The organism is Brevibacillus sp. FW306-2-1A-C05A (genome assembly GCF_058781555.1).
The window spans coordinates 17,310-40,210 of record NZ_JBYSWV010000037.1; the positions used below are offsets into that span (position 1 = coordinate 17,310).

The following is a 22,901-nucleotide window of genomic DNA, read 5'->3' on the forward strand; positions in this document are numbered from 1 at the left end:
TTGCTTTGCATCTATTTGCACAATCTTTACTCCTTTGCCGGCTGCCCCCGCTCGTCACGACGCTTTTCTCCAACCTGATCGGCTTCGGGGCGCTCCTGCCGTTCCTCGTTGCCAGCCTGCCGCAAGTCGCGTACAGCCCTCGTCTTGCTTCGTGGCTGCTGCTGTTCGTCACGGCTGTGGTCATGCACGGCATCGTCACGCTGATCTGGAACAGCCAACTGCAAAAGGTCGGGGCGGCCAAGGCGGCGATGTTTTCCAACCTGGAGCCGTTTATCGCCATGCTGTTCGGCTTCTTTTTGCTGGCGAAGCCCATCACCGCCGTCCAGTTGTTCGGAGCGGTCCTGATTATCGCGGGAGTCACCTTGACCACGACCTCCAAGGAGCCGCGCGATCAGCACGAGCTGTCTTCGTTTCCTACGGGGGTCAAATAGTCGGGGTTTATTTCATACAAAAAAAGTCGGAATTGTGGTTGAGATTTACAGCCGCAATGATTATACTAGACGGTAACGTGCCATCACGACTTTTTGCGTGAAACCACCCGAAAAAGACCAAGGAGGGCTGTTCATGTCTACGGTTAAGCTGTCCCAATGGGAAACGATGCTGCTTGAGGCGGCACGCGCCCACGGGCTCGTCGATGAAGAAATCATCCATAAGCTGAGAACGGGCGACCGCGGGCCTTTTGCCGATGTGGAAGGCGGGAAGTACGATTACACTCCCCTCTTTGAGCTGTACCAGAGCGATTCCGCCGCGCTTGAGCAGGCGATTCGCGACGGCTACCAAATCAAGTTCACGACGATGAACGGGATCAAATTTTTATTGAACAAACGCTACCGCCTTCTCGCCGAGCAGGACTACCAGGTAGAGGAGACGGCGCTGGACCAGGTTCGGCTGTCAGACGAGGCGCTGCAATGGATGCGCCAGACGGTCTCGAAAAACTGGCGGATCGTGGAGCAGGCAAAGCTCGCCGACAGCAAGGAAACGGTCGTCCGCTTCGAACTGGCTGCCTCTTGAATGCAAAAAGAGCACTTTTCCGCACGGGAGAGTGCTCTTTCTTTATACGTGATTTCGCGATTTCGTGAAAAAAGCATGCCTGGCATGCGGGACCTGGGCAAAACGTGAGCAAAAGCGTGCGGCTCTGCCGCTACCGAGCCTATTCGCTCCGGCAAAGCATCCTCATCCCGAGCAAAACCGCCCAGGCGCGGCTGTCCGCCTTGAAGAAAAAGCGCAGCGGCATGTCGCTGTCCACAAAGATCAGCGTGTCGCTTGCGGCAGCGCGGAGCGAAAATTCGCTGCCGGCGACTTCCGCTACAGGCGCTCCGTCGCGGATGAACAGGCGCACGTTGCCTCCTTCTGCGGAAGTATATGTCCCGACGAGCTTTTCCAGCTCCTCGCGGTCGAGCTGATACGTCGGGGCTGCGCTCTCCTTGTACGCAAGCGGCAGTCCCAGCGCGGCGTTGACCGCTGCCAGCCAGACGTTGCGGATCGGCACGTTTTCGAGATTGGACAGGACGACGCAGACGAGTTCTTTTTCCGGGACAAAGCCGAAGTTGGACGATACGCCCGGCTGCCCGCCCCCGTGCTCGACCAGCGTGACTCCCGCGTAGTCCCTCGTCGTCTTGAGCGCGTAGCCGTACCAGGCGTCCTTCGTCAGCCGATGGACGGGCTGCCACATCGTTTCCAGCCAGGCGGCAGGCACGATCTCCTGTCCCTGGTAGCGGCCTTTTGCCACATACAGGCTACCGTACACAAGCAAATCGTCCACGCTTGAACGAATCCCTCCGCCCACCTCGTAGTTGCCAAGCGTCGGCCAAGGGACCGCGGTGACTTGCTGCTGTTCCCCCCGCTTCGCATACGGGGTGGAGACATTGTCCAGGCGGGCAAGCTCCTCCAGGCTGAACGTAGAGCGATGCATCCGCAGCGGCGCAAGCAGCCGCTCCGTCATATAGCGGCGGTACAGCCGTCCGCTGACCTGCTCGATGATCGCGCCAAGCAGCAGGAACATGTCGTTGGCATAGCTGAAATACTGCCCCGGCTCCCCGAGGGCCGCGAACTCGACTTCAGCCAGGTAGTCCAGATGCTCGGAAAACCGGACCAGCTCTTCCCTGCGCAAAAGCGGCGGCACGCCCGACGTATGCGACAGGAGATGGCGAATTTGCACCTTGCTGGCATCGCAGCCTCTCAGCCGAAACGCCGGGATGTATTTGCCGACCGGATCGTCCAGCGACAGCTTTCCTTCGTGCGCCAGTTGCATGATCGCCGCTGCCGTAAACGATTTTGTGACGGAAGCGATGCCAAACACCGTAGATGGCGTGGCTGGCTCTTTCGTCACCAGGTTGCGCACGCCGAACCCTTTTGCGTAAATCGTTTCCCCGCGGTGGGACAGGGCGACCGCAAGCCCTGGCACGCCCTGTTCCTCCATGAAGCGTTGAATGTACGTCTCCAGCTCTGTCATTTGCAGCCGATCCATAGTCGCCTCCGTCCTTTTTTTCGCCTAGCGAATGGATGAAAAACCAGACTTGCTGCCCGCTTATCGCAGCGGAAGCGGCATGGCGTGAACCGTCCGCCCTTTTCGGCCTGTCGTCGTCACCGCCTGGGAGAGAGAGTTGTAGATCGCTTCCTCGGTCGCCTCTGCGGCTGCGGCAAACAGCTCGTTCATCACCGGATGGTCCTCGCGAAGCTGCACGCGCGTCTCCGTAACCGACTCCGTCCGGTGAGGGATCTTGTGCGCGGTGGAAAAGGCGATCGCGATGTCGCCGCTGCCGTGCCCGAAGTGGCTCCCGGTGCGGCCGAGGCCGATTCCTGCGCGCTTGGCGACACGCAGAAGCTGGCGGTCGGAAAGCGGCGCGTCTGTCGCAAGCACGATCATAATCGAGCCGTCCTCTTCCTTCTCGACTGCCTCTGCGGCCGCCGGCTCGCGAGTGGCACAGGCAAACAACCTGTCGCCCAAAAAGTCGTCCTTGCTGCCAAAGTTGGACAAAACCAATGCGCCGAGCGTGTACGTATGCCCGGAGGCGGACACGACGCGCGAGGACGAGCCGATTCCGCCCTTGTAGCCGAATGCGACCATCCCTGTCCCCGCTCCGACCGCGCCTTCTTCTACGCCGTGCTCCGTTGCGTTTTCAATCGCCGCCACCGCGTCTTCCGGCCGCACGACGCAGCGGCGGATCGAATTGAGGTGGCCGTCGTTACACTCCCCGACCACGATGTTGACCGTCCCTGTCGTATCGCCAATCTCTTCATTCGTCGCCAGCATGTATTGCAGCGCGCCCTGTGTCACCGCCGGGACGGAAAACGTATTCGTCAGCATGATCGGCGACTCCAGCACGCCCAGCTCGTTTACCTGGACGAGTCCTGTCGTCTTGCCGAAGCCGTTGATGACGTAGCTGGCTGCCGTCACCTTTTCGCGAAACAGGCTGCCTCCGTGCGGCAAAATAGCGGTCACGCCCGTACACGCACACTCCCCGCCTTCCAGCTCATGCTGAATCGTCACATGGCCGACGCGCACCCCAGGCACATCGGTCAGATCGTTTTTCGCTCCTGTGGGCAGCTTGCCGACCACTACTCCCAGCTCGCGGATTTTCCCTTTTCCGGCACGCTTCATGACAGCTTCCTCCTTTCCCGTTCGGCTCGCCTACACCGGGCGATTTCGCAAAAAGTTTTCGTAGGCAAATCCGCGCACCTCGTCTTCCGTGTAGCGCTTGAGCAGCTCGTTTATCAGGTTTTGGCTCATCCCTGCATGCTCAAGCCCCACGACTTTTTTCGTGATCCCGTCAAAATCCGAGCCAAGCCCGATATGGCGTACGCCGCCGAGCGAGCAGAAGTGATCGATATGCCGGATCAGGTCGTCAATCGTCGTCGGCGCCGAGTCGTTAATAAACATCGTGCAGTACACGACGTGGACATTGGCCCCTTTGGCGAACATCGCCTTCGCCTGCTCGTCCGTCAGGTTGCGGGGATTGTCGCAAACAGCGCGGGCGTTGGAATGGCTCGCGATCGGGTACTTCGCCAGCTCCAGCGTCTCCCAGAAGCTGCGCTCGCACAGGTGGGAGACATCTGTCAAAATTTTTCGTTCATTATGGAACTGAATAATCTCTTTGCCAAACGCGGTCAGCCCGCCGTTTCTTTCTTCCAGCGCCCCGTCTGCCGCCAGATTCGCCAAATTCCAGGTCAGGCCGACAGAGCGCACGCCGAGCTGATAGAGAATGTGCAGCTTTTTCAGGTCGTTGCCGATCGGCTCTACCCCTTCGAGCGTCAAAAGCGCCCCGATCTCGCCGTCCTGCAGCCTGTCCAGGTCGCTCCAGTCGCGAATCTGCTTCATCTCCGGATGCTTGCCGAGCACCTCTGTATAAAAGTAGTGAATCTGATCCAGCGCGCATTGAAACCGGCTTTCCGAAGGCAGGTCGACCGGCGTGTAAATCGCGTAGCATTGCACCTTCACCCCGCCCTCGTGCAGCCGATTCCGGTTCACGTCCAGCTTTTCCGAATCGGCAAAGGAGAGATTCCCCTTTTGCTCCCATATTTTCAAAAGCGCATCGCAATGCAAATCAATAATCGGCATTCCCGCCATTTGCTTCATCAGTCCTCGCTCTTTTTTCTCTTGACGAACTCTACCTAATTCCCTCACTTTACGGTAATGTATTTTTAAAAGCGATTCCAATTAATTTTTGCAATAGGCATCTTCAAAAATTTGCATAATGGAGCCCACCCCTATGAATATGGAACAACTGGAAGCGTTTATTTTTGTAGCTTTGACAGGGAGCTTTAGCAAGACAGCCGATCTCTTGTACCTCTCCCAGCCAACCGTCAGCATGCGGATCAAGGCGCTGGAAACCTCGATGGGCTGCAAGCTGTTTCAGCGCACAGGCCATACGATTTCGCTGACCAAGGAGGGCGACCTGTTTTTGCCCTACGCGAAAAACATCATGAACATGCTACAGGAGGGCCAGCAGGCGATCCAGCGCTCACAGGGCGACGTGGAAGGCGAGCTGACCATTTCGACCGTATTCGTTTCGGCCTTTTACATCTTGCCGGATCTCGTGGAGCAGTTTCAGCAGCTTTATCCGAAAATCAAGCTGACGATCCTCACCGGACATTCGCATCAGGTGCTCGATATGGTGCTCAACCACGAGGTGTCGTTCGGTATCGCGAGGGCGGTCAACCATCCGCAGATCAACCGGATTCAGCTCATGTCCGACGATATGGTGCTGGCGATTTATCCCGAGCATCCGTTTGCCTATCGCCATCAGGTGTCGATCGAGGAAGTCGCCCGCGAACGGCTCATCTTGTTCAACCGCGGCTCGCTGGACTGGAAGCTGATTAACAACGCGTTCAGTCATTTTCAACTGCAAAACAACGTCGTCATGGAGGCGGACAACATCGAGGTCGTCAAACGGATGGTCAAGCAGAAGCTCGGCATCGCCTTTTTGCCCCGCTTTGCGATCAGCAAAGATTTGAGCGACGGCGAGCTGAAAGAGGTAGACGTCCTCAACCTGCCGCAAATCAACCGCAACTTCGAGCTGATTTACTTGAAGGATACACCCGTGAACGGGATTATGCGCACGTTTATCGACTTTTTGATGCAAAACAAGGCGTTGCAGTGAGCGGCCGCAAGAAAAAGACCGCCTCTAGCGGACGGCCTCTTCTCTTCCGGCGGCGTGTGGCGCTGCCTGGTGCTTTTCCTTTTGGCGCGGACCCAGCTTGCTGATTGCAAGCAGCAGACAGCCGATGATAACGAGCATCGCGACCAGGGCAAACGTAAAGTCGCCGAACAGATCGACAGCCAGCCCGATCAGCACAGGCCCGAGCGAGCCGAGCATGTACCCGCCAAACTGCATGACGGCCGACCACGACGTAGCTTCCTGCGCGCTGTCCGCCTCTTCAATCGGGATCAACAGCGCCAAAGGGAACAAGCCGCCTGCCCCGATCCCGAGAAACACGGTCGCAAGCCACGGCGAAGCGTGAACGAGCAACAGGGCGATGCCGACCAGCTCAGCCAGGGCACAGGTGAACAGCCAGCGATTGCGGTTGCCAGTGCGGCTGACAATCACCGGGATGAGAAAGCTGACCGGGATTTGAATGATCGTAAACAGCGTCAGCACCAATCCCGACTGCGCATGGCTCATCCCTGCCGCTTGCACGAGCGGAGCCAGCCAGGCGGTTATCATGTAAAACATCGAGGACATGCACCCGAAAAACAGCATGCTTGCGATCATCCGCCCGCTTTTGATGCGAAGCTTGGGCACGGGGGCGGCGGACTTACCCGCTTTTTGTTTTGCCAACGGGAGCAGCGCGGCTGCGGCGAGCACGGCCAAGAGCGCCCAGACGCACAGCGAGTACTGCCACGATTGGCCCAGCGCCGTAAACAGCGGGATCGACAAGCTGGACGCAATCGCAGCCCCGATGACGAGCGACACGGAATAAATGCTGGCGGCACCCGGCTTGCCAGGAAAGTACTTTTTGATAAAGCCGGACAAAAGCGGCCCGGCGATGCCAATGCCAATCCCGGAAATCAGGGCGGTCACAAGCAGGCTCACGCTGTCCAAGACGAGCACCCGGTACGCTGTCGCCGCAAAAATCATCACGATCGCCACAAGCAGCGAGCGCTCCAGGCCAAAGCGCTGGCTGAGCGTGATGGAGAAAAGCGCAAACAGCCCCATGCAAAATACCGGGAGCGTCGTAATCAGGCTTGCCGTTACTCCGCTCATCCCCAAATCGGTTTGGATGATATCGAGCAGCGGCCCGACAGACGTAATGGACGGCCGCAAGTTCAATGAGAGCAAAAAAATAACGGCAATCAAATAAAATAACCGCACGCAAACACTTCCTTCCTCTATCCTTGAATGAAGTGTAAAGCCGTGCGTACAATAGATCAATTCTATTTTTTCTATACAAATAATAGTTACAGACTATGGTAAAGAAGGGAGGCGCCATGGAATTTCGTCAGTTGCAATATTTTCTCATGCTGTGCAACGAGCTGCATTTTTCCGAGGCCGCCTATAAGCTGGGCATTAGCCAACCGACGTTGAGCCAGCAAATCCGCGTGCTGGAGGATGAAGTCGGCGTGCCGCTGTTCGACCGGATCGGGAAAAAAACGGTGAAGACCGAGGCTGGCGCGATCCTGGAGCACCACGCCTTGCAAATCGTTCAGCATCTGGAAAGTGCCCGGACAGCGATTGCCGACCTGACCCATATGCACGCGGGGCATTTGCGCGTAGCGGTGCTGCCGTCCGACCTCGACTACCGCCTCACTTCGCTTTTGATCGACTTCCACAAGCAGTTTCCGCAAACAAAGGTGCAAGTGTTTCCTTCCATTGACATCATGAACCCTATACCGTCAACCAGGAAGTCCAGACGTTTCTTGCCGAAGAGTTTTCGCCGGAGATGTCCGTCGTCATTACAGATGTGGGCGTCAACGAAGAAGTGGCGTCCTTGATTCAGAAAAAAGTCGAGCAAGGGCATTCGTTTGTCCTAATCGACCATCACCCGACGTCGCTACCCCTGTCCGCGAAGTACGACTGGGCGAACGTCATCGTCGAAGCAGCGGGACAGAAGACTGCGGCGACCAGCCTTTATTACGATTACTTGCGAAGCAAAGGGCTTTTGGCGCCCACAGACGTGCTTACCGACTACGTGGAGCTGGTGCGGGCGTTTGATACGTGGGACTGGGAAGCGACCGGAAATGTGCAGGCGAACCAGTTGAACCTCTTGTTTTATTTGGCGGAGCGCGGCACTTTTGCCGACCAGGTGATCGGGCGGCTGCGCAGCGAGGACGTGGAGCAGTTCGCGTTCGAGGACTGGGAAGCTCTCCTGATCTACACAGAGGAGAGAAGAATCGCGGAGTTTGAGCAGAAAAAGGCAAAGCAGATGAAGCGCCTGAACGTCGAAATTGATCTGGACGAGCCGAGAACGTACAACGTCGGCGTCGTCTTTTTGGAGCAGTACCAATCGACGACGGGAAACTTTTTGTGCAAAAGCGATGAGACGCTCGATTTTGTCGCGATGCTCGATCCCGGAAAAGGCAGAATCAGCTTTCGCACGATTCGCGACGACGTGGACCTGTCGGTGATCGCGGCCCACTACGGAGGTGGCGGGCATCCCAAGGCGGCGGGCTGCTCGTTTACAGGCGTGACCCTAAAAACTTTTGTGTACCCTGCCCTGCGTGTGCATTGAAAAATCCCCTCCGGCCGCAAGCAGGCGTCCCCATCGGCTCATCCGATGATGAGATGAGCCGATGGGCGCTGCTTTTTTCGCGAGGGGATTCTCATGTGTATCCGTTACGCGTGGTTACGCGTGACCGAGCAAACCTTCCAACACTTTCTGGACTTTTACCCCTGTCTCAAACGTCACCAGTCTGGCTTCCTGCCCGTCGATGGCAAGCGCCAGCTCGTCGAGCAACAGCGAGAGGCGGTCCAGTTCTGGCACGTCTGCGGCCACAGGCGCTTCTCCCTCTCCCCCGACAAACAGCTTGCTCCAGTTGACTACGCTCAAGGTGCCTTTGGTGCCGTAAATACGGTAGTCCAGATGCTCCTGGTGCGCGATGCCCGCCAGTCCGTTGATCGTGACCGGAGTGCCGCAAGCAAGGCGCAGGAAGGCCGAGACGCCCGTTTCACACGCTTCCGGGTCTTGCGGATAGTCTACGTCCGAGCGGATGACCTGCAAATCTCCGAACAAGGCGTAGGTCAAATGGGTAAAATGCGGCAAAACCTCGCGGATGAAGCCGCCCTGCTCCCGGCCGGACAGCCACGGCGTCTGCTGCCACGGGCGCGGCCACGTATGGAAATGGGTCAAAATATCAATCCGGCGAATCTCGCCGATCTCCTCCAGCCTGCTGCGCAGCGCGGGGAAAATGCCCTGATAGTAGAGCGGAAAGTTCATCGCGTGCACGACGCCTGCGTCTTTGGCTGCCGCCAGCATGTCCTCGGCTTCTGCGAGCGAATTAGCGAGCGGCTTTTCGCACAGCAAATGCTTTTTGTGCGCCAATACGTCCAGAGCGATCGCATGATGGAACTTCGGCGGGACGGCCAGGTAGACGGCGTCCAGCTCTTCTTTTGCCAACAGCTCCTTGTAATCGGTGTACCACGGCACATTGCCGGATTTTTGCGCGGCCTCCTGCGCCCGTTCGGCAGACACGTCGCTCACTGCCGCGACGCTGAATTTTTCGTGGGTGCGAAGGGCGTTCATCATCCGCTCGCCCATGACGCCTGCGCCGATGACGCCCACCTTCCGTTTGCTCTCGTTCATCTGTCTTTCCTCGCTTCCTGATGAATGCTCGTCTTTTTTGCACCTCCCCCTTTTCTCTATTAATCTGAAAATTCCTTGTAAAAAAACTAGATTGCGAAAAAATGTTTGCGAAAATCGCTACGCGGAAGCGATACCCGAGTGGAACCGTCTCGTTTTCTTTGAATCGCGTTCATGGCTTGTTGTGCCCAGGAAATGCCGCAATGCTGGAACTTTTGCGCCTGTACGCTGATTTCTGCTGTAATTTGAAACGACTGGATGAAAGTGCGACTCTTGTCATCGTTGAAAATCGGCTGCTCCGCCTCTTCCGGTAGGTCGGCTGCAGGCTGTCAAATCTTTCTTTTCCTAATTATCCATAGACATGCAACCATTCGGTTTCCTATACTACAAAAAGCGAAACGTATTGGTTTCATTTCCATGCGCAAACTAGGAAACTACTTTACTGATACGGAGGCGTATTCATGTCCAACACTATTCCTGATATCGTTCAGACACAAGTTTTCAACGCTCCCTTGCAAAAAGTTTGGGACGCGGTCGCTACAGCAGACGGGATTGCCGCTTGGTTCATGCCCAACGATTTTCAGCCTGTAGCCGGACATGCCTTTACCATCCATTCCCCTTATGGCGATTCGCCTTGCGTCGTGCAGGAGATTGATCCGCCAAACCGCCTGGTGTTCAAGTGGGGAAAAGACTGGGTCATCACTTTCGCCTTGAAAGATTTGGGCGAAACGACTGAATTTACGCTGATCCATTCCGGTTGGTCGCCAGATACTGTGACCGAGTTCGGCGAAAGCCATGCAGTCGTGCGCGACCGAATGAACCAGGGCTGGGATTCTTCCGTGCTGCCTAAACTGAAAGAGTATGTGGAAGCGTAAATGAGCAGCTCTACTGCCAAGCACGACGTTTTTCAAGCCATCGCCGATCCGACGCGCCGCAAGCTGCTGCAATTGCTGACCGATCAGGAGATGCCCGTGACGGCCATCAGCCGGCACTTTCCGATCAGCCGCACAGCCGTTTCCAAGCATTTGCGCATATTGTCCGAGGCCGGACTGGTCAAGGAACAGCGCGTAGGTCGCGAGACGAGGTATCGGATGCAGCCCGAGCCGCTGGAAGAGCTGAAAAGCTGGCTGTCCTACTACGAGCGCTTCTGGGACAACAAGCTGAACGCCTTGAAGCGGTTGGTAGAAGCGGAGCATTCAGAGGAGCTTCAGCCTTCCGGGCCGCGGCTGGTTGAACGAAAGCAGGACGAGCAGTAGAAAACCTGCCCTTCTGGAAGCGAAAAAAAGGATAGGGAGCGTAGCATTCGTGCCGCGCCTCCCTATCCTTTTTGCTGATTCGAGCTTGCAAGCCGAACGCTTTTTCTCCAAACGAAACGATCGCAAGCGTCGGCCCTGACGTGTACAGCACAACCGACAGCAGCACGCTCTCTCGCAACAAATGCGCCAAACGGCTTGGCGCCGCCCGCAGTTCGCCGCCAAGATCGAGCGTGACGACAACCCGTTTGTCAATCGGCAGCTCCAGCCGCTTGCGGCAGTCGTGGATGCCCCGCCCCAGCACGCGGCCGCTTAGAAATAGTCATTGTATAATTGTCGCTGCTGTTCCTCTGCGATGCTCTGCAAGTCGTAGGCGTTAATGCGAAAAAACTGATAGTCGCCTTGATCCGCTTTATTCGCGGCGAGCTTGCTTAAAAACTTCGGGGAGCCTTCGTTTTCTTCATCGTAAACTAACAAAAGACCGTCTGAATGGGAGAGCAAAAATTTGTCTTTCTCCTGAAGTTGCCAAACACCCTGGTAAGGCGTTTGATAGACGCTGTTGATATAGTCGGCTTGCCTTACAATATTTCGGTAGTAATCCTGTGTTTCTTCTTTCCACTTTTCCTCTTGGTTCAAAAACGGAGTAATGACCGCCAGCTTTAGCTGGGGATACTCCTTTTTTAATTCGAGAACCGTTTCGGCTGCCCACATTTCTACCCCGAGTTGGCCGGATATGATGACCCATTCCAGCTCTTCCTCCAGGAGTCTTGCGAGTTCCCGCCTCAGTGCTGTCTTGATAATCGCCAGCCCCGGATTTTTTTCATTGAATATGCCAAGCTCGTGAGCCTTGTATCCGGAAACCAATAAACGTTTTAACATCATGCCACCTCTGGTTTCAAAGAAGCTCTAGCAGAAAATAGTTTTTTTCACTCGACGATAGTTAGATTATAGCTGATGCATTTGCGTTTCTGCTCGTCTTTTATCGGGAGATCCCCCGTCTGAAAAACGCAAAAATCCCGCCCCCGCAGGGACGAGATTTCATCTCGCGTTGCCATCCTTGTGCGGAAAACCATCGCCACGAGAAGACGGAACAACCTTTTTTACGCCGCCACCCGCTTCATGCTGCGTCGGCTCTCCATGCGCGACAGGAACAGGCTGAGCACGAGAACGATTGCCCCGAACAAATACGGCGCGTTCACATGCATGCCGTACAGCGTACCCGCCACTGCCGGGCCGAAAATGTTGCCCAGGCTCATGTAGGCGTTGTTCATCCCTGCCACAAACCCTTGTTCATCCCCGGCCCGCTTGGAGATCAGCGTATTGATCGCCGGGCGCATGATCGACGTCAGCGTGAAGAACAGCACCGTCAGGACGAGCATATACCAGAAATTTCCTGATAACAACATCAGCACCATCGTCACGGCCGAGCTGAAAAACGTCCAGTTGATAAGCTTCTTTTCCCCGAAGCGGGTAATCAGCTTCCCGATCAGCATCGCCTGCACAATCGTTCCAGCCAGGGCGCCCACGGTGATGATGATGGAGATGTCGCGCGGCGTGTAGCCGAACTTCGCGTCTACGAAGAGCGGGAAGATCACTTCAAAGTTCGCCAGTCCAAAGGTCATCGTAAAAATCAGCACCAGCATGATGAAATACGACGACTGAAACGACTTGCCGAGCTGCAGGAAAATGTTTTCTTTCTTCGCCTCCGACTGGCGAGCTGCCAGTTGCTTTTCTTTTGGCAACGACTCAGACAGAAACAGCAAGGAGCCGATCGTCGCCACGGCACCGACCGCCGCCGAAATATAAAACGGCATCCGCAGTCCAAGCTCGGCGAGAAAACCGCCGATGCCCGGCCCGATCACGAATCCGAGCGACATCGCGGCGCCGAGCAGGCCCAGCCCTTTTCCCCGCTTGTCTTCCGTCGTGATGTCCGCCACGTAGGCGAGCATGGAAGGAATCATCGAAGCTGCCCCGATTCCCCCGATCAGGCGGGAGAGGTAGAGCACCCACGTATGCTCGGCGAGGGCAAACACAAGGTTGGAGATCGTAAACAGCACCAGGCCGGATACGATCATGATTTTGCGGCCGTATTTATCCGACCATTCTCCCGCGATCGGCGAGAACAGAAACTGCGTCAAACCAAATGCCGCCACCAGGTAACCGGCGGTCTTCCCGCCTGCCCCAAATTCCTTCAAAAACTCGGGCAAGATCGGAATAATCAAGCCAATTCCCAGCATGGCAATAAACATGTTTATCATGAGAAAGAGAATCGGTCGCCCGTTACTCTCCGCGTTACTCGTATTCATTTATCCAGTCCTATCCATTTGTATTTTTGTTTTTTCAGGCTGTAAGCTTCGCCTTCACGCTTTCGATCACAGTGCGCCACACGGCCGGGTCAGTCGTAATCTGCTCCTTGAACGTGCGGTACAACTGCTTTTGCTTTTCTTCAAAATCAGGCGCATCGGCCGCAGGGAGCGTTGCGCGAGCCGTCGTAATCATCTCCTGCACCTCCGGCGAGCGAGGTCCCCATACACAGGCTTCGTTTCCGTCCTGGTCGAGAAAAATGAACATCGGGATCGCCCGCGCCGTGCCGTTGGTGAGATATTGGTCCATCAGCTCCAGGTTTTCGTCGCGGATGAGGAAGCGCAGCTCGATATTGCTTTCCTCGGCGATGCGCTGGATGACCGGAACGCACAGAGCAGCATCCCCGCACCAGTCGGCAGTCAGCACGACGCCTTTCCAGTTGCGAGCGGACAGCTCCTTCCAAAACGCCAGGTCTTCCTCGGTAAACGCAAGCTGCTCGTAGACGCGTCCCAGCTCCTGCTGGTTGACGTTCATGCTCGCGCGATACTCGGCAAAGCTCATTCCTTTTTCAAACCAGATGCTCTGATTCACGGTAGACATCGTCGGTACTCCTCCCCTGTATGAAAAAAAGTTATTGCTCCCAGATTGCAGAAGTTCCCAGGCGGTTTCGCGCGGAAAAGCTTCTCGTCTTGCGGCTTTGTCTTTCTGACGCCGTTTGTTGTTTTTCCTGCAGCTTCGCGGTCAGCTCCATGAACCACGCTTTGTCTTTTGTCACGAGCGCCAGCTCGATCAGGTCATGCAGTTGTTCCAGGTCGTCAAAGGTGCCTGTCGACATGCGCTCCAGCCGTTGCAGCGGAATGGCCGCGAGCCTGCCGATCGCCTCTTCGTTGTCACTCTTGACTACAAAAACGTGCGCAATGCCCCGCGATGAATCGACGGTTTCCACGAAGCCTTGCACCAACTCGCCATGCTTGGACTTGCCCATTACCCACTCGCTACTTGCCAGCATCTTTTCCCGATTCATTCGAACGCACCACCTTAAATTGTAGTTAAAAAAGTTACAGTTTCCAGTTGAAAATGTTGCCTGCCTACTGGCGATTCTGCCCTTGACACTGGCCCTGTCCCTGACGAACTTTATCCAGAACCGTCTGGATCGTAAGCTGCTCCAAATATTTGGTGTAGTACAACTCCGCTTCCGTAAAAATCTGATCCATGACGCCATGCATGTTGGCGGACACGAGGCACGCTTCCTTCGGGTCGCCCGAGCACCAGTGCGGCTTCAGCGTCCCTGTCGACATCGAACGGTAAATCGCGGCCAAGGTCACGTCGCCGGGGTCGCACGCCAGCATATAGCCGCCCCCTACGCCCTCTTTTGTCTTCACGAATCCGTTTTTACGCAGAATCCCCATGATTTTGCGAATCCTCGCGGGATTGGTGCATACATTTTGTGCAATAAGCTCACTGCTTGCCATATGTCCCGGTAGATGAGCCAACAAAGCCAAGCTGTGAACAGCAATCGTAAACTCACTATTCACGTCTGAGACGGCCCCTTTCGCAAGAGTACTGTAATCTTAATTCTTACAGTTCTGAATGTCAATAACTGTTGGAGGCGTAACTGTTTTCGCAAATGTATGGATAACTGCTCCCGCGGCTGTAGGCGCAACTGCACTCTCGGCTGTCTTTTGCTGCTGTTATCCCTGGCCATGCCTTTGCCTGGGGTGCGCAGCGCCAAAAAGAAAAGGAGGCGGAAAAATCGCCTCCTGTCTATCGCGTCTCCCCGCGCATACGAGCGCTGCTTGCTTTTCGTGCCAGCTTCGCGGTATCTTCCTTTGTTCTATAGCGGCTTCACCAGCAAAATCTCGTCGCGAATCGGAATCCCGTTGTCTGCGACGAGCGGGATTTCCGGCTTGATCGCCCGCGCTTTTTCCACGGCATTCGCGTACAGCGCGGACAACTGATAGCCCCGGCGCTGGTAAAAGCCCATCGCGTGCAGGTTGTCGTTGGTCGTCACCAGCTTCATGCGCAGGCAGCCGTGTTCCCGCGCTGTCTGCTCCGCTTTTGCCAGCAGCTTGGAGCCGATCCCTTTGTTCTCCGCCAGGCTGTCCAAAGAAATAATCTCGCACTCCTTGGCCTCCAGCACGTAGCTGACGTACCCCTGGATCGCGCCGTCTTCGCCGAGGACGGCATACCCGTCCAGCTCGTCACAGCGAAAGACGCCGCTCGATATAACCATTTGCGGGCTGCCCCAGTTCACGGTAAAAAAATCCGCAATAACGCTTTTCGGCAGCTCGCTTGCTGCTACGATTTTCATCGCTGTCACCTCGTGGGCTGAACTGTAGTTTGGAAAAAAGCCCCCCGCTGGCTGAACCGCAGGGAGAGCTTCCATCCGCTTTGCCGCTTACGGGCGCACCTTCAGCAGCACTTTTCCCGTGCTCTGCCTGCTCTCCACCCAGGCGTGGGCGCTCGCTGCCTCTTCCAGTGAAAACAGTTTGCCGATCTTGATGTCGAGCTTGCCTTCCGCCAAATAGCCAATGACCTGTCGGGCCGTATCTTGCAAAAGCTGCGGGCGCAGCTTGCGCGTCGTGCCGAAGCTGAAGCCGAGCACCGAGCGGCAACTCGCGTGCAAATCGAGCGTGCGAATCTGTCCGATTTCCCCGCTCGCATTGCCGAAATGCACGAGCCGGCCGTACCAGGCGAGGCACTCCATGCTGCGTTCGCTCACCTGTCCGGAGATCGAGTCCAAAATGACGTCGGCGCCCGCTCCATCCGTCAGCTCCCGCACTTTTTCCACGAAATCTTCCTTGTCGTGGCAGATGACGTAATCCGCCCCCGCCTGCAAAGCGACCTCTGCCTTGGCCGAACTGCCGACCGTCCCGATGACGCGCCCCGCTCCCAAAAGCTTCGCCAGTTGAATCGCAGTTGTCCCGATCCCTCCTGCCGCAGCGTGAATCAGGACCGTTTCGCCTTTGGCGAGACGGCCGACTTTTGCCAGCAGTTGATAGGACGTAAACGACACAACCGGGCAGGCAGCCGCTGTTTCCGTGCTGATCTGCTCGGGAATCGCGAATGTCAGCGCCTCTTCCGCAGCCACGTATTCGGCGTACGAGCCGTTCGCCGGAAAAGCGATGACGCGCTGTCCTACTTGCAAGCCTTTTACTTCGGAACCGATCGCTTCAATCACCCCTGTCGCATCCAGTCCGGGAATAAACGGCAGCTTGGCTGCCCCTTTTTTGCCGTAGCGCGATTTGATGTCGGCAAAATTGACGCTCGCCATGTCTACGCGAATGAGCACCTGCGTAGACGAAATGGCTGGCAGCTCGACATCCGTATATATCATCTTTTCTGGACCACCCAACTCTGTTACCAAAACCGCTTTCATGAAAAATCCCTCCCAGCATGGTTTGTGACCGGAGGCAGTCGGCTTCTGTTGCCCGGGCGTCCTTGCTGCTCGCAGGCCGTTTTCGAGCCATTCCTCCCACTTGAGAAACGTGGGGCCACCCCAATTATTTCCCTATCTTTTGCGGATTCCCTTCCCATCGGCTATTTCATCGCCGCTGTGACAGCGGACCAGGCACTAGCAAACTTGGCGGCGCCAGGCCAGTGGTGAAAACTTCATTAGAAAACTTGACGCAGCCTTAGTTGCACGGATACTGATATCCTCTCCGTACAAAAAAACCGCTCATCCAATGAACGGTTTTTTCTTGAACGCTTATGCTTGCAAAATCGCCATGACGGCCGCTTTTTTCTGCGCGTATTCCTCGTCGGTCAGCACAGGCGCAAACTCGCTTCTCGGCAGCTCCACGAGCAGGTCGTGCCACGATTTGCAGCCTTGGTACGCGGCTTCAATCGGAATGACCGCCGGCTGCGCCAGCCGATACGTGCGCACGAACAAAATGTGCAGCGGCTGCTTTTTTTTCCAGTGCAAGCGCACGTCGGCAAAATTGTCCGTCCAGATGTGATGCGGCGACAGCGCGCGCAGCTTGGCTTCGTCCATCAGCTCCACATCGTCTGTCACTTCCGCAAAATACTCGATGGCGACCGTCGTTTGCTCGCTCGACCAGCCTGCAAGCGTCGCGTCCAGCAGGTGATGATACGCTGGCTTTACCATGTCGCGTTTTTGGTGCTCGTAAGTCGGATACAGGTAAAATAAATTATTTTCCAATCGGAATTCTCTTGTTTCTTCGTATAGCCCGCCCTTGCGGATCGTAATGATCTGCTCGCCTTCCCCGAGCGCTTTGACGGCGACCGCCCATTCCTTCAGGCTCAAGGGGGACAGCGGCTGTGCGATCGTCTGCATGCAGTATGCTCCCTTCTTTTGTCAGAATCGTTTAGTGACTTTAGTCTAGCTTAATTCCGACCTGTTGAGAAGACATTTACAACAGTTGATTCACATGCTGCATGGCAGCCGTCAGCCGCTGCGCGTAATCTCCCGTGATCGTCACGTAGGAGATGCCCCGTTCGTCCAGCATCCGGCACAGCTTTTCGTGATTGTCCCAGCGCACCTGCTCTGCTCCGTGCACCCGCAGACCGTCATCGACCCAGGCAACATCCGGTTCCAGGAGCAGCCACAGATCGTACTGTTGCTCGCGGGCGATCTCGTCGAGCACCGGGAAGCTGTGCCCGGTGTACAACTCGGAGTAAAACTGGGTGACAACCGCCTCCGTGTCAATGAACAGCAGCTTGTTGGCTTGCTTGCCCGCCTCGTACTCCTTCATTTTGTGGGCGTAGGCGATGTGCGGGAAATACTCCTTCGTCAAGATCGTGTCGCAGCCGCCTACTTCCTCGCAGATCGTGCGGCCGTACTCCTCGACAAACACCGTGTTGTACATTTTCGCCAGGTAGCGGGGCAAGGTCGACTTGCCGCAGCTTTCCGTCCCGACTACGACGACTTTTTTCACAAAAGACGGCCGGACTACCGCCGGGATGTGCTGCCAATGGGCAAAAACGCCTTCGCTTCTGATCTGCGTCGCCGAGATCGGCACCTGGCTGCGCGCCCCGTCGAGCACGACATGTTTGGCTCCGGGATACAGGCGGCGAAAAATCGGGTCGTACGACGGCTCCGAGCTGAAGACGAGATCAATCGGCCTGCCGATCTTGCGCTTGATGTCGGCGGCCCCCGCCTCCCAATCGTACGTCTCGTCGCTGTCGGCCCGATCCTCGACCGCTACCACCCGCACGTTTTCCTGCCGCGCCGAATGGTCGTAGATGGCAAACACGATGTCGTCAAACAGCTTCGCGTACTCTTCGTCGAGCAGCACTTGCGCAAAGTAGTCGGCCACGTCTTTTGCCTGGTTGCGGAAAACGCCACAGCCGTACGCGCCCAGGATGACCGTCCGGTTCCCGTGGATCGCGGAGGCGCGCAGCACCTTGCGAATGCGCTCCTTCATGACAGGTCCGATCTGCCCTGCGTTTTCCGGCTCGCGCTCGCGGACGACTCCCGCATTCACGGCCGGAGCGGTGACGAACGACAGCAGGTACGGCTGATCCAACAGCCCGGAAGCGCGCGCCAGGCTCTCTTCCTGTGCCTGGCTTCCGCCCGGAAACCCGCCGCCGGGATTTTTGGCCGAAGCGAAGTTCAAGCATACAGTGTTCTCGCGCTGTTCGCGCACGATGAGCCGTTCGGCTGCGCCCAGGCTCGATTCGGCTGTCACCTGGATCTTGGCACGCCCTGCACGCGCCGGCATCGGCAGCGACTCGGCGCCGAGATCGTCCGGCCGGTACAGACGCGAATGGCGGATGGCGGCAGATTGCTCCGCGGCGAAGCTGACTTTTTCCCCTCTGCGATTCACGTAGAAGCCTTGATCCAATAGGCCAAGCGTCTCATGCGCCGTTTTGGAGCGACGGTCGCGATTGTTTCCTGGATTCATGATTTTTTCCCCCTTGCAGGGACTATGTCTGATCCATCCACGCCGGGTTGAAGCGGTAGTATTTGGATGGCCGATGCCCTGCATGCTTTCTGTATTGATTCGTTTCCAGCACCTTGTCTGCCACCTTCCGGCGAAACGCCGCGGCGAGCAGCTCCTTGCCCAAAATGACTTCGTACACCTGCTGCAGCTCGCCGAGCGTAAACAGCTCCGGCATGAGCGCAAAGGCGATATCCGTGTATTCGATCTTGCCGCGCAGCCGCTCCAGCGCGTACTGAATCATCTTGGCATGATCGAACGCGATCTTGTTCGTCTCCACGATCTCCCGCGTCTCTCGCACGATCCGGCCCGAGACGGTTTTCGTCACCTTGATCGTGGCCGACAGCTCCTCCCGCTCGTTTGCGAGGCGCAGCTCGACCCATTTTTCGGTCACGGTACCGTCCGGTGTCGCTGTTTTCGTCTCCTTGAGCCATTTGTCTTCGAGGCGAAACCACTCGGCCTCGTCCGCATCGTCCCCCGCCTGCAAACGCAGCGCCGAGCTGTCCACCAGCGCCATGTACGAGGTGCTGATGACGCGCGTCCGCGGGTCCCGGCCGACATCTCCCCATGTGTACAACTGTTCAAGGTAAATATTGTCGAGATTCGTTTCCGTAAACAGCTCGCGCGTGGCCGCTTCCTCCAGGCTCACGTGCGGCGAGACAAACCCGCCCGGCAGCGCCCACTGACCCAAATACGGATGCTCGCCGCGCTTCACGAGCAATATTTTCAAAGACTTGGGCGAGAGCTTGCGGTAATTTTCCTCCTGTTCGTCCATCACGGTAAAAACGAGCATGTCGACAGTCACGGAAGGCCGCTCAAACTGGCTCGCGTCATACGTCCGCAAAAACTCCTCTTCGGTTTGCCCCTGTTTATTGACAAGCGATTTTTGTGTCATGGAACCACCTCTTTTGCGTCTGCGCAATGTTACAGATGTTTTGTTATTAACAAATTGTTATTATCATTTTGTTTACATCATAGTACTGCTTCTTTGTTTTTGGTGTCAAGCAACAAAATGCCGGAGCTTGTCTTTTACGCGCGGACAAAAGCCACCTATCGCTTTTGGGCACGCCAACGCAAAAAAAGCCTCTTGCCGGATGAACACCTGGCAAGAGGCTCTTCTGTTTATTGATCGTGACAGGAAAAGTTAAGCTGCGCTCGCTTGCGCTTTCACTTCACGAACGTACTGATCGGCTTTCTTTTGGTCAAACTGTCCTTCCCAGCGGGAGATGACAATTGCTGCCAACGCGTTGCCGACTACGTTGACTACCGTGCGGGCCATATCGAGCAGACGGTCTACACCAGCGATAAAGGCGAGTCCTTCCAACGGGATATTTACGGAGCCGAGTGTCGCGAGCAATACGACAAACGATACGCCCGGCACGCCAGCGATCCCTTTGGACGTTACCATGAGCACGAGCATCAAGGTAATCTGGGCGCTGATCGGCATGTCGATCCCGTACATTTGCGCGATGAACATGGCCGCCAGAGCCTGGTACAGCGTTGAACCATCCAGGTTGAACGAATACCCTGTCGGGATGACAAAGGAAGTAATCGCCTTTGGACAGCCCATTTTCTCCATTTTTTCCATGATCTTCGGCAGTACCGTCTCAGAGCTGGAAGTGGAGTAGGCCAGGAGCAGCTCGTCCTTCAAAATGCGCAGAATGGCCGTAATTTTGACGCCGCTGATGCGCGCGATCGTTCCCAGCACGACGAGAATGAAGAACAGCATCGCCACGTGCACCAAAATGACCAGCTTGCCCAGCGGAACGAGGGAGGACAGGCCAAACTTGGAGACGGTCACCCCGATCAGGGCGAAAACGCCGAACGGCGCAAAGCGCATGATCGTGTTCACGACCCAGAACATCGCGTCTGCCACACCCTGGAAGAAGGCAAGGACGGGCTTTCCTTTTTCTCCGGCGGCTGCGACACCGAGGCCGAACAGGACGGAGAAGAAAATAATCGCCAGCATGTCCCCGCGGACGATGGCATCAAACACGTTTTTCGGAACAATATTCACGAATGTGTCAATCATACTGTGACTTTGCGTCGTTTCCGCAGTCTCTACATACGTATGAATATCCGTTTTCGTCAGATGGGACATGTCGACGCCCACACCTGGCTTGAACAGGTTCGCGGCCAAAAGACCGACGACGATGGCAATCGTGGTAACGATTTCAAAATAGAGGATGGTTTTTCCGCCGATTTTTCCGAGCTTTTTCATGTCGCCTACGCCCGCTACCCCGACAATCAGGGTGGCAACTACGATCGGAACGACAATCATCTTAATCAAGCGGAGAAATACATCGCCAATAGGCTGTAAATAGGTAGCCACTGCTGGATTGCCATAAAAAATAGCACCCACCAGGATACCCAGAATGAGTCCGATGACAATTTGAATCGCTAACCCAAACCGCTTCATTCTGACACCTCGCTAGTAAAGTATGGAATCTGGTTTTGACACACTATATACACACTCACCAAAATGAAGTGCTATATAGATGAAAATCATATCATGATTTTTTGGCTACTCCCCTTTTTTCTATTCTTTTTAGTTCTCTTTATTTTTTGACAATCACCGCTTTTTACCCGAAATTAGCGGGCGCATTGTGTTGCATTCTGGAAAAATGATAAAATAAGCCTAACGTTATTTGCGGACTCATTAATCAGAATGGAGTACTTTCATGACAATTCGGAAAATGCTGCTCCTGGGCTTGCTGGCCGCCATTGCCCTGTTTCTCTTGCCTTACTCCGTCCCGTTTTTGCTCGCGCTTTTGACCGCGATTTTGCTGGAGCCGCTCGTCCAGTTCCTGATCGGCAAGGTCAAAATGAACCGGATGAGCGCCGTCATCGCTTCGTTTTTGCTCTTTCTCGTCACGTTCGGCATCCTGCTGTACTGGATCGCTACGCAGATCGTCATCCAGGGCATCGACCTGGCCCAGCGGCTGCCCGCCTTTTCCCAGCATCTGTTTGAACTGGTGGAGTCGTACTTGCTGAGCTGGGAAAGCTACTACGCCACTTTGCCCGCCGAGACTGTCGTCCAGATCCAGAGCGTTTTTGCCGGATTGAAAAACTGGGCGATCACGAGCGCCTCCAGTGTCGCACGAGCCATCCTGGGCGTAGCGGCCATCATCCCGGGCTTTCTCATCAGCACGATCATTTACCTCGTTGCCCTGTTTCTCATCAGCCTCGACTTGCCGCGGCTGCGCGCAGGCTTCATGCGGATGTTCACAGTATCTGCCAGGGAAAAGGTCAACGTGGTGCTCTCCCAGTTGAACCGCGCGACCGTCGGCTTTTTGCGGGCCCAGATCATCCTCAGCCTGATGACGTTTTTGCTCTCCTTTATGGGGCTGCTGATTTTGCAGGTCAAGTATGCGGCAGTCGTCGCCCTGCTGATCGTGCTCGTAGATATTTTGCCGATTTTGGGCACAGGCTCGTTTCTCGTGCCGTGGGCGGTTTACAACTTTTTGACTGGCAATACACGCCTCGCGATCGGGCTGATTATTTTGTTCCTCGTGATTACGGTCGTGCGGCGGATCGTGGAGCCGAAAGTGCTCGCCTCCAATCTGGGGATCAGCGCCCTTGCTGCGCTGGTCAGCCTGTTTCTCGGCTTTCAGGTGATGGGCTTTTTCGGACTGATTCTCGGCCCTGCCCTCGTCATCATCTACGAAGCGCTGCGCAAGGCAGGCTTCTTGAACTTCAAGATCGACTTTTGACAAAGACGCTTGGACAGCCAAGAACGCAAGCAACCGTTTCTTCCGGAACGTTTCGGGGGGAACGGTTTTTCTCTATAGAAAAGAAAACCGGGAGAGAGGGATTTGGGCACGAACAAACCATTGGCGGTTTCCCAGCGGACGATTATGACACCTGACCCCGTCGAAGCCGAGCCGAGCGTTTTGCGGGCGATGAGCTTGCAGCTTTACAGCGAGTCGGTCCGGGCGATGCTGCTGCAAGAATTTCAGATCGAGATCGCCAGCTCCTTTGGCCTGCTGAAAGGGAAAATCTGGCGCATCGAAACGATAGGCTACAGTTGCCGCAAGCAAAACATCCTGCACCTGCTCGGAGCGCTGGAGGCGGTGCTCATTCGCCACGGAGCGAGAGTGCACGCGGGACGCGTCGTTCAGGCGGCACTGGACGTCTACCTGTCGTAGCGACAAAGCAGAAAAACAGCAAAAAGCCGCCGGGATCGTCCGGGCGGCTTTGCTGT

General features: G+C 55.9%; 25 protein-coding genes and 2 pseudogenes. 10 read left to right on the plus strand and 17 right to left on the minus strand.

Annotated elements, in window-relative coordinates; translation table 11 throughout:
* Nucleotides 1-5 precede the first annotated feature (5 nt).
* Both AC3WJN_RS19220 and AC3WJN_RS19225 read left to right on the plus strand, forming a co-directional pair.
* Nucleotides 6-431 carry an EamA family transporter gene (locus tag AC3WJN_RS19220; RefSeq protein ID WP_005832330.1) on the plus strand — a complete coding sequence of 142 codons (426 nt, stop codon included), beginning with the start codon at nt 6-8 and terminating at the stop codon, nt 429-431.
* Between the two features lie 133 nt (nt 432-564).
* Nucleotides 565-1,011, plus strand: coding sequence for a hypothetical protein (locus tag AC3WJN_RS19225; protein WP_005832329.1), 447 nt, complete (start codon nt 565-567; stop codon nt 1,009-1,011).
* A 139-nt stretch (nt 1,012-1,150) separates the two neighbouring features.
* Here AC3WJN_RS19225 and AC3WJN_RS19230 read toward each other — a convergent pair whose 3' ends face one another.
* Genes AC3WJN_RS19230 through AC3WJN_RS19240 form a run of 3 tightly spaced genes read right to left on the minus strand, consistent with a single transcriptional unit; the run spans nt 1,151 to nt 4,567 of the window.
* Nucleotides 1,151-2,467, minus strand: coding sequence for a serine hydrolase domain-containing protein (locus AC3WJN_RS19230; RefSeq protein ID WP_007783740.1), 1,317 nt, complete (start codon nt 2,465-2,467; stop codon nt 1,151-1,153).
* A 60-nt stretch (nt 2,468-2,527) separates the two neighbouring features.
* The gene (locus tag AC3WJN_RS19235) at nt 2,528-3,601 is read right to left on the minus strand and encodes a DmpA family aminopeptidase (RefSeq protein ID WP_007783736.1); all 1,074 of its coding nucleotides are present in this window, start codon (nt 3,599-3,601) and stop codon (nt 2,528-2,530) included.
* Between the two features lie 30 nt (nt 3,602-3,631).
* Nucleotides 3,632-4,567 (minus strand): dipeptidase, encoded by a 936-nt coding sequence (locus AC3WJN_RS19240; RefSeq protein WP_007783733.1) that lies wholly within the window; start codon nt 4,565-4,567, stop codon nt 3,632-3,634.
* Between the two features lie 142 nt (nt 4,568-4,709).
* Here AC3WJN_RS19240 and AC3WJN_RS19245 point away from each other — a divergent pair, with 142 nt between their 5' ends.
* Entirely contained in the window at nt 4,710-5,600 is an 891-nt protein-coding gene (locus AC3WJN_RS19245; protein WP_005832321.1) for a LysR family transcriptional regulator, read from the plus strand.
* A 24-nt stretch (nt 5,601-5,624) separates the two neighbouring features.
* Here AC3WJN_RS19245 and AC3WJN_RS19250 read toward each other — a convergent pair whose 3' ends face one another.
* Nucleotides 5,625-6,812: an MFS transporter gene (locus AC3WJN_RS19250; protein ID WP_007783728.1), complete on the minus strand. Its 1,188-nt coding sequence runs from the start codon at nt 6,810-6,812 to the stop codon at nt 5,625-5,627.
* 116 nt (nt 6,813-6,928) lie between these two features.
* Here AC3WJN_RS19250 and AC3WJN_RS19255 point away from each other — a divergent pair, with 116 nt between their 5' ends.
* Nucleotides 6,929-7,432, plus strand: coding sequence for a LysR family transcriptional regulator (locus AC3WJN_RS19255; RefSeq protein ID WP_007783725.1), 504 nt, complete (start codon nt 6,929-6,931; stop codon nt 7,430-7,432).
* Nucleotides 7,381-8,169, plus strand: a complete 789-nt coding sequence (locus tag AC3WJN_RS19260) for a DHHA1 domain-containing protein (protein ID WP_007783722.1) — start codon at nt 7,381-7,383, stop codon at nt 8,167-8,169. Before AC3WJN_RS19255 ends, AC3WJN_RS19260 begins: the two co-directional genes overlap by 52 nt.
* 114 nt (nt 8,170-8,283) lie before the next feature.
* Here AC3WJN_RS19260 and AC3WJN_RS19265 read toward each other — a convergent pair whose 3' ends face one another.
* The gene (locus AC3WJN_RS19265) at nt 8,284-9,240 is read right to left on the minus strand and encodes a Gfo/Idh/MocA family protein (protein WP_007783718.1); all 957 of its coding nucleotides are present in this window, start codon (nt 9,238-9,240) and stop codon (nt 8,284-8,286) included.
* Between the two features lie 458 nt (nt 9,241-9,698).
* Between AC3WJN_RS19265 and AC3WJN_RS19270 the strand changes: the two genes are divergently transcribed.
* The 3 genes from AC3WJN_RS19270 to AC3WJN_RS19280 all read left to right on the plus strand — a co-directional run bounded on the left by AC3WJN_RS19270 (nt 9,699) and on the right by AC3WJN_RS19280 (nt 10,806).
* Nucleotides 9,699-10,112: an SRPBCC family protein gene (locus AC3WJN_RS19270; protein WP_007783715.1), complete on the plus strand. Its 414-nt coding sequence runs from the start codon at nt 9,699-9,701 to the stop codon at nt 10,110-10,112.
* Nucleotides 10,113-10,493 (plus strand): ArsR/SmtB family transcription factor, encoded by a 381-nt coding sequence (locus tag AC3WJN_RS19275; protein WP_005832308.1) that lies wholly within the window; start codon nt 10,113-10,115, stop codon nt 10,491-10,493.
* A 181-nt stretch (nt 10,494-10,674) separates the two neighbouring features.
* On the plus strand, nt 10,675-10,806 hold the full coding sequence (locus AC3WJN_RS19280) for a hypothetical protein (protein WP_255320481.1): 132 nt from the start codon (nt 10,675-10,677) through the stop codon (nt 10,804-10,806).
* On the opposite strand, the gene AC3WJN_RS19285 is transcribed toward AC3WJN_RS19280, so the two are convergent.
* The 12 genes and pseudogenes from AC3WJN_RS19285 to AC3WJN_RS19340 all read right to left on the minus strand — a co-directional run bounded on the left by AC3WJN_RS19285 (nt 10,803) and on the right by AC3WJN_RS19340 (nt 21,116).
* The gene (locus AC3WJN_RS19285) at nt 10,803-11,369 is read right to left on the minus strand and encodes an SLOG family protein (protein ID WP_007783711.1); all 567 of its coding nucleotides are present in this window, start codon (nt 11,367-11,369) and stop codon (nt 10,803-10,805) included. The genes AC3WJN_RS19280 and AC3WJN_RS19285 overlap by 4 nt on opposite strands.
* Before the next feature lie 221 nt (nt 11,370-11,590).
* Entirely contained in the window at nt 11,591-12,796 is a 1,206-nt protein-coding gene (locus AC3WJN_RS19290) for an MFS transporter (protein ID WP_007783707.1), read from the minus strand.
* Between the two features lie 34 nt (nt 12,797-12,830).
* Nucleotides 12,831-13,394 carry a thioredoxin family protein gene (locus AC3WJN_RS19295; RefSeq protein WP_005832303.1) on the minus strand — a complete coding sequence of 188 codons (564 nt, stop codon included), beginning with the start codon at nt 13,392-13,394 and terminating at the stop codon, nt 12,831-12,833.
* A gap of 31 nt (nt 13,395-13,425) precedes the next feature.
* Nucleotides 13,426-13,818: an IDEAL domain-containing protein gene (locus AC3WJN_RS19300; protein ID WP_007783704.1), complete on the minus strand. Its 393-nt coding sequence runs from the start codon at nt 13,816-13,818 to the stop codon at nt 13,426-13,428.
* Nucleotides 13,819-13,882: 64 nt separating this feature from the next.
* Complete coding sequence (locus AC3WJN_RS19305; RefSeq protein WP_025844006.1) at nt 13,883-14,329, minus strand: Rrf2 family transcriptional regulator; 447 nt, start codon at nt 14,327-14,329, stop codon at nt 13,883-13,885.
* A gap of 299 nt (nt 14,330-14,628) precedes the next feature.
* The gene (locus AC3WJN_RS19310) at nt 14,629-15,105 is read right to left on the minus strand and encodes a GNAT family N-acetyltransferase (protein ID WP_025844005.1); all 477 of its coding nucleotides are present in this window, start codon (nt 15,103-15,105) and stop codon (nt 14,629-14,631) included.
* 87 nt (nt 15,106-15,192) lie between these two features.
* Complete coding sequence (locus tag AC3WJN_RS19315) at nt 15,193-16,173, minus strand: quinone oxidoreductase family protein (protein WP_431809288.1); 981 nt, start codon at nt 16,171-16,173, stop codon at nt 15,193-15,195.
* A gap of 330 nt (nt 16,174-16,503) precedes the next feature.
* Nucleotides 16,504-17,091: a DUF1802 family protein gene (locus AC3WJN_RS19320; RefSeq protein WP_025844003.1), complete on the minus strand. Its 588-nt coding sequence runs from the start codon at nt 17,089-17,091 to the stop codon at nt 16,504-16,506.
* Between the two features lie 76 nt (nt 17,092-17,167).
* Nucleotides 17,168-17,971, minus strand: a complete 804-nt coding sequence (locus AC3WJN_RS19325; RefSeq protein WP_307723512.1) for an AAA family ATPase — start codon at nt 17,969-17,971, stop codon at nt 17,168-17,170.
* Nucleotides 17,966-18,661, minus strand: a pseudogene (locus tag AC3WJN_RS19330) (TIGR02452 family protein); the annotation flags it as partial. The gene AC3WJN_RS19325 and the pseudogene AC3WJN_RS19330, both read right to left, overlap by 6 nt.
* A gap of 22 nt (nt 18,662-18,683) precedes the next feature.
* Nucleotides 18,684-19,592: an NUDIX hydrolase gene (locus AC3WJN_RS19335; RefSeq protein WP_007783691.1), complete on the minus strand. Its 909-nt coding sequence runs from the start codon at nt 19,590-19,592 to the stop codon at nt 18,684-18,686.
* A gap of 249 nt (nt 19,593-19,841) precedes the next feature.
* Nucleotides 19,842-21,116, minus strand: a complete 1,275-nt coding sequence (locus AC3WJN_RS19340) for a cation:dicarboxylate symporter family transporter (protein ID WP_007783688.1) — start codon at nt 21,114-21,116, stop codon at nt 19,842-19,844.
* A gap of 262 nt (nt 21,117-21,378) precedes the next feature.
* Between AC3WJN_RS19340 and ytvI the strand changes: the two genes are divergently transcribed.
* Both ytvI and AC3WJN_RS19350 read left to right on the plus strand, forming a co-directional pair.
* Nucleotides 21,379-22,410 carry a sporulation integral membrane protein YtvI gene (ytvI, locus tag AC3WJN_RS19345; protein WP_005835207.1) on the plus strand — a complete coding sequence of 344 codons (1,032 nt, stop codon included), beginning with the start codon at nt 21,379-21,381 and terminating at the stop codon, nt 22,408-22,410.
* Nucleotides 22,411-22,620: 210 nt separating this feature from the next.
* Nucleotides 22,621-22,845, plus strand: a pseudogene (locus AC3WJN_RS19350) (purine catabolism protein); the annotation flags it as partial.
* Between the last annotated feature and the right edge of the window lie 56 nt (nt 22,846-22,901).

Excerpts from the sequence above, each read along its gene's own strand:
- AC3WJN_RS19225 (WP_005832329.1), top strand. The coding sequence starts at position 565 with ATGTCTACGGTTAAGCTGTCCCAATGGGAAACGATGCTGCTTGAGGCG.
- AC3WJN_RS19230 (WP_007783740.1), bottom strand. The coding sequence starts at position 2,467 with ATGGATCGGCTGCAAATGACAGAGCTGGAGACGTACATTCAACGCTTC.
- AC3WJN_RS19235 (WP_007783736.1), bottom strand. The coding sequence starts at position 3,601 with ATGAAGCGTGCCGGAAAAGGGAAAATCCGCGAGCTGGGAGTAGTGGTC.
- AC3WJN_RS19240 (WP_007783733.1), bottom strand. The coding sequence starts at position 4,567 with ATGGCGGGAATGCCGATTATTGATTTGCATTGCGATGCGCTTTTGAAA.
- AC3WJN_RS19245 (WP_005832321.1), top strand. The coding sequence starts at position 4,710 with ATGAATATGGAACAACTGGAAGCGTTTATTTTTGTAGCTTTGACAGGG.
- AC3WJN_RS19255 (WP_007783725.1), top strand. The coding sequence starts at position 6,929 with ATGGAATTTCGTCAGTTGCAATATTTTCTCATGCTGTGCAACGAGCTG.
- AC3WJN_RS19260 (WP_007783722.1), top strand. The coding sequence starts at position 7,381 with ATGTCCGTCGTCATTACAGATGTGGGCGTCAACGAAGAAGTGGCGTCC.
- AC3WJN_RS19265 (WP_007783718.1), bottom strand. The coding sequence starts at position 9,240 with ATGAACGAGAGCAAACGGAAGGTGGGCGTCATCGGCGCAGGCGTCATG.
- AC3WJN_RS19270 (WP_007783715.1), top strand. The coding sequence starts at position 9,699 with ATGTCCAACACTATTCCTGATATCGTTCAGACACAAGTTTTCAACGCT.
- AC3WJN_RS19275 (WP_005832308.1), top strand. The coding sequence starts at position 10,113 with ATGAGCAGCTCTACTGCCAAGCACGACGTTTTTCAAGCCATCGCCGAT.
- AC3WJN_RS19280 (WP_255320481.1), top strand. The coding sequence starts at position 10,675 with ATGCGCCAAACGGCTTGGCGCCGCCCGCAGTTCGCCGCCAAGATCGAG.
- AC3WJN_RS19285 (WP_007783711.1), bottom strand. The coding sequence starts at position 11,369 with ATGTTAAAACGTTTATTGGTTTCCGGATACAAGGCTCACGAGCTTGGC.
- AC3WJN_RS19290 (WP_007783707.1), bottom strand. The coding sequence starts at position 12,796 with ATGAATACGAGTAACGCGGAGAGTAACGGGCGACCGATTCTCTTTCTC.
- AC3WJN_RS19295 (WP_005832303.1), bottom strand. The coding sequence starts at position 13,394 with ATGTCTACCGTGAATCAGAGCATCTGGTTTGAAAAAGGAATGAGCTTT.
- AC3WJN_RS19300 (WP_007783704.1), bottom strand. The coding sequence starts at position 13,818 with ATGAATCGGGAAAAGATGCTGGCAAGTAGCGAGTGGGTAATGGGCAAG.
- AC3WJN_RS19310 (WP_025844005.1), bottom strand. The coding sequence starts at position 15,105 with ATGAAAATCGTAGCAGCAAGCGAGCTGCCGAAAAGCGTTATTGCGGAT.
- AC3WJN_RS19315 (WP_431809288.1), bottom strand. The coding sequence starts at position 16,173 with ATGAAAGCGGTTTTGGTAACAGAGTTGGGTGGTCCAGAAAAGATGATA.
- AC3WJN_RS19320 (WP_025844003.1), bottom strand. The coding sequence starts at position 17,091 with ATGCAGACGATCGCACAGCCGCTGTCCCCCTTGAGCCTGAAGGAATGG.
- AC3WJN_RS19335 (WP_007783691.1), bottom strand. The coding sequence starts at position 19,592 with ATGACACAAAAATCGCTTGTCAATAAACAGGGGCAAACCGAAGAGGAG.
- AC3WJN_RS19340 (WP_007783688.1), bottom strand. The coding sequence starts at position 21,116 with ATGAAGCGGTTTGGGTTAGCGATTCAAATTGTCATCGGACTCATTCTG.
- ytvI (WP_005835207.1), top strand. The coding sequence starts at position 21,379 with ATGACAATTCGGAAAATGCTGCTCCTGGGCTTGCTGGCCGCCATTGCC.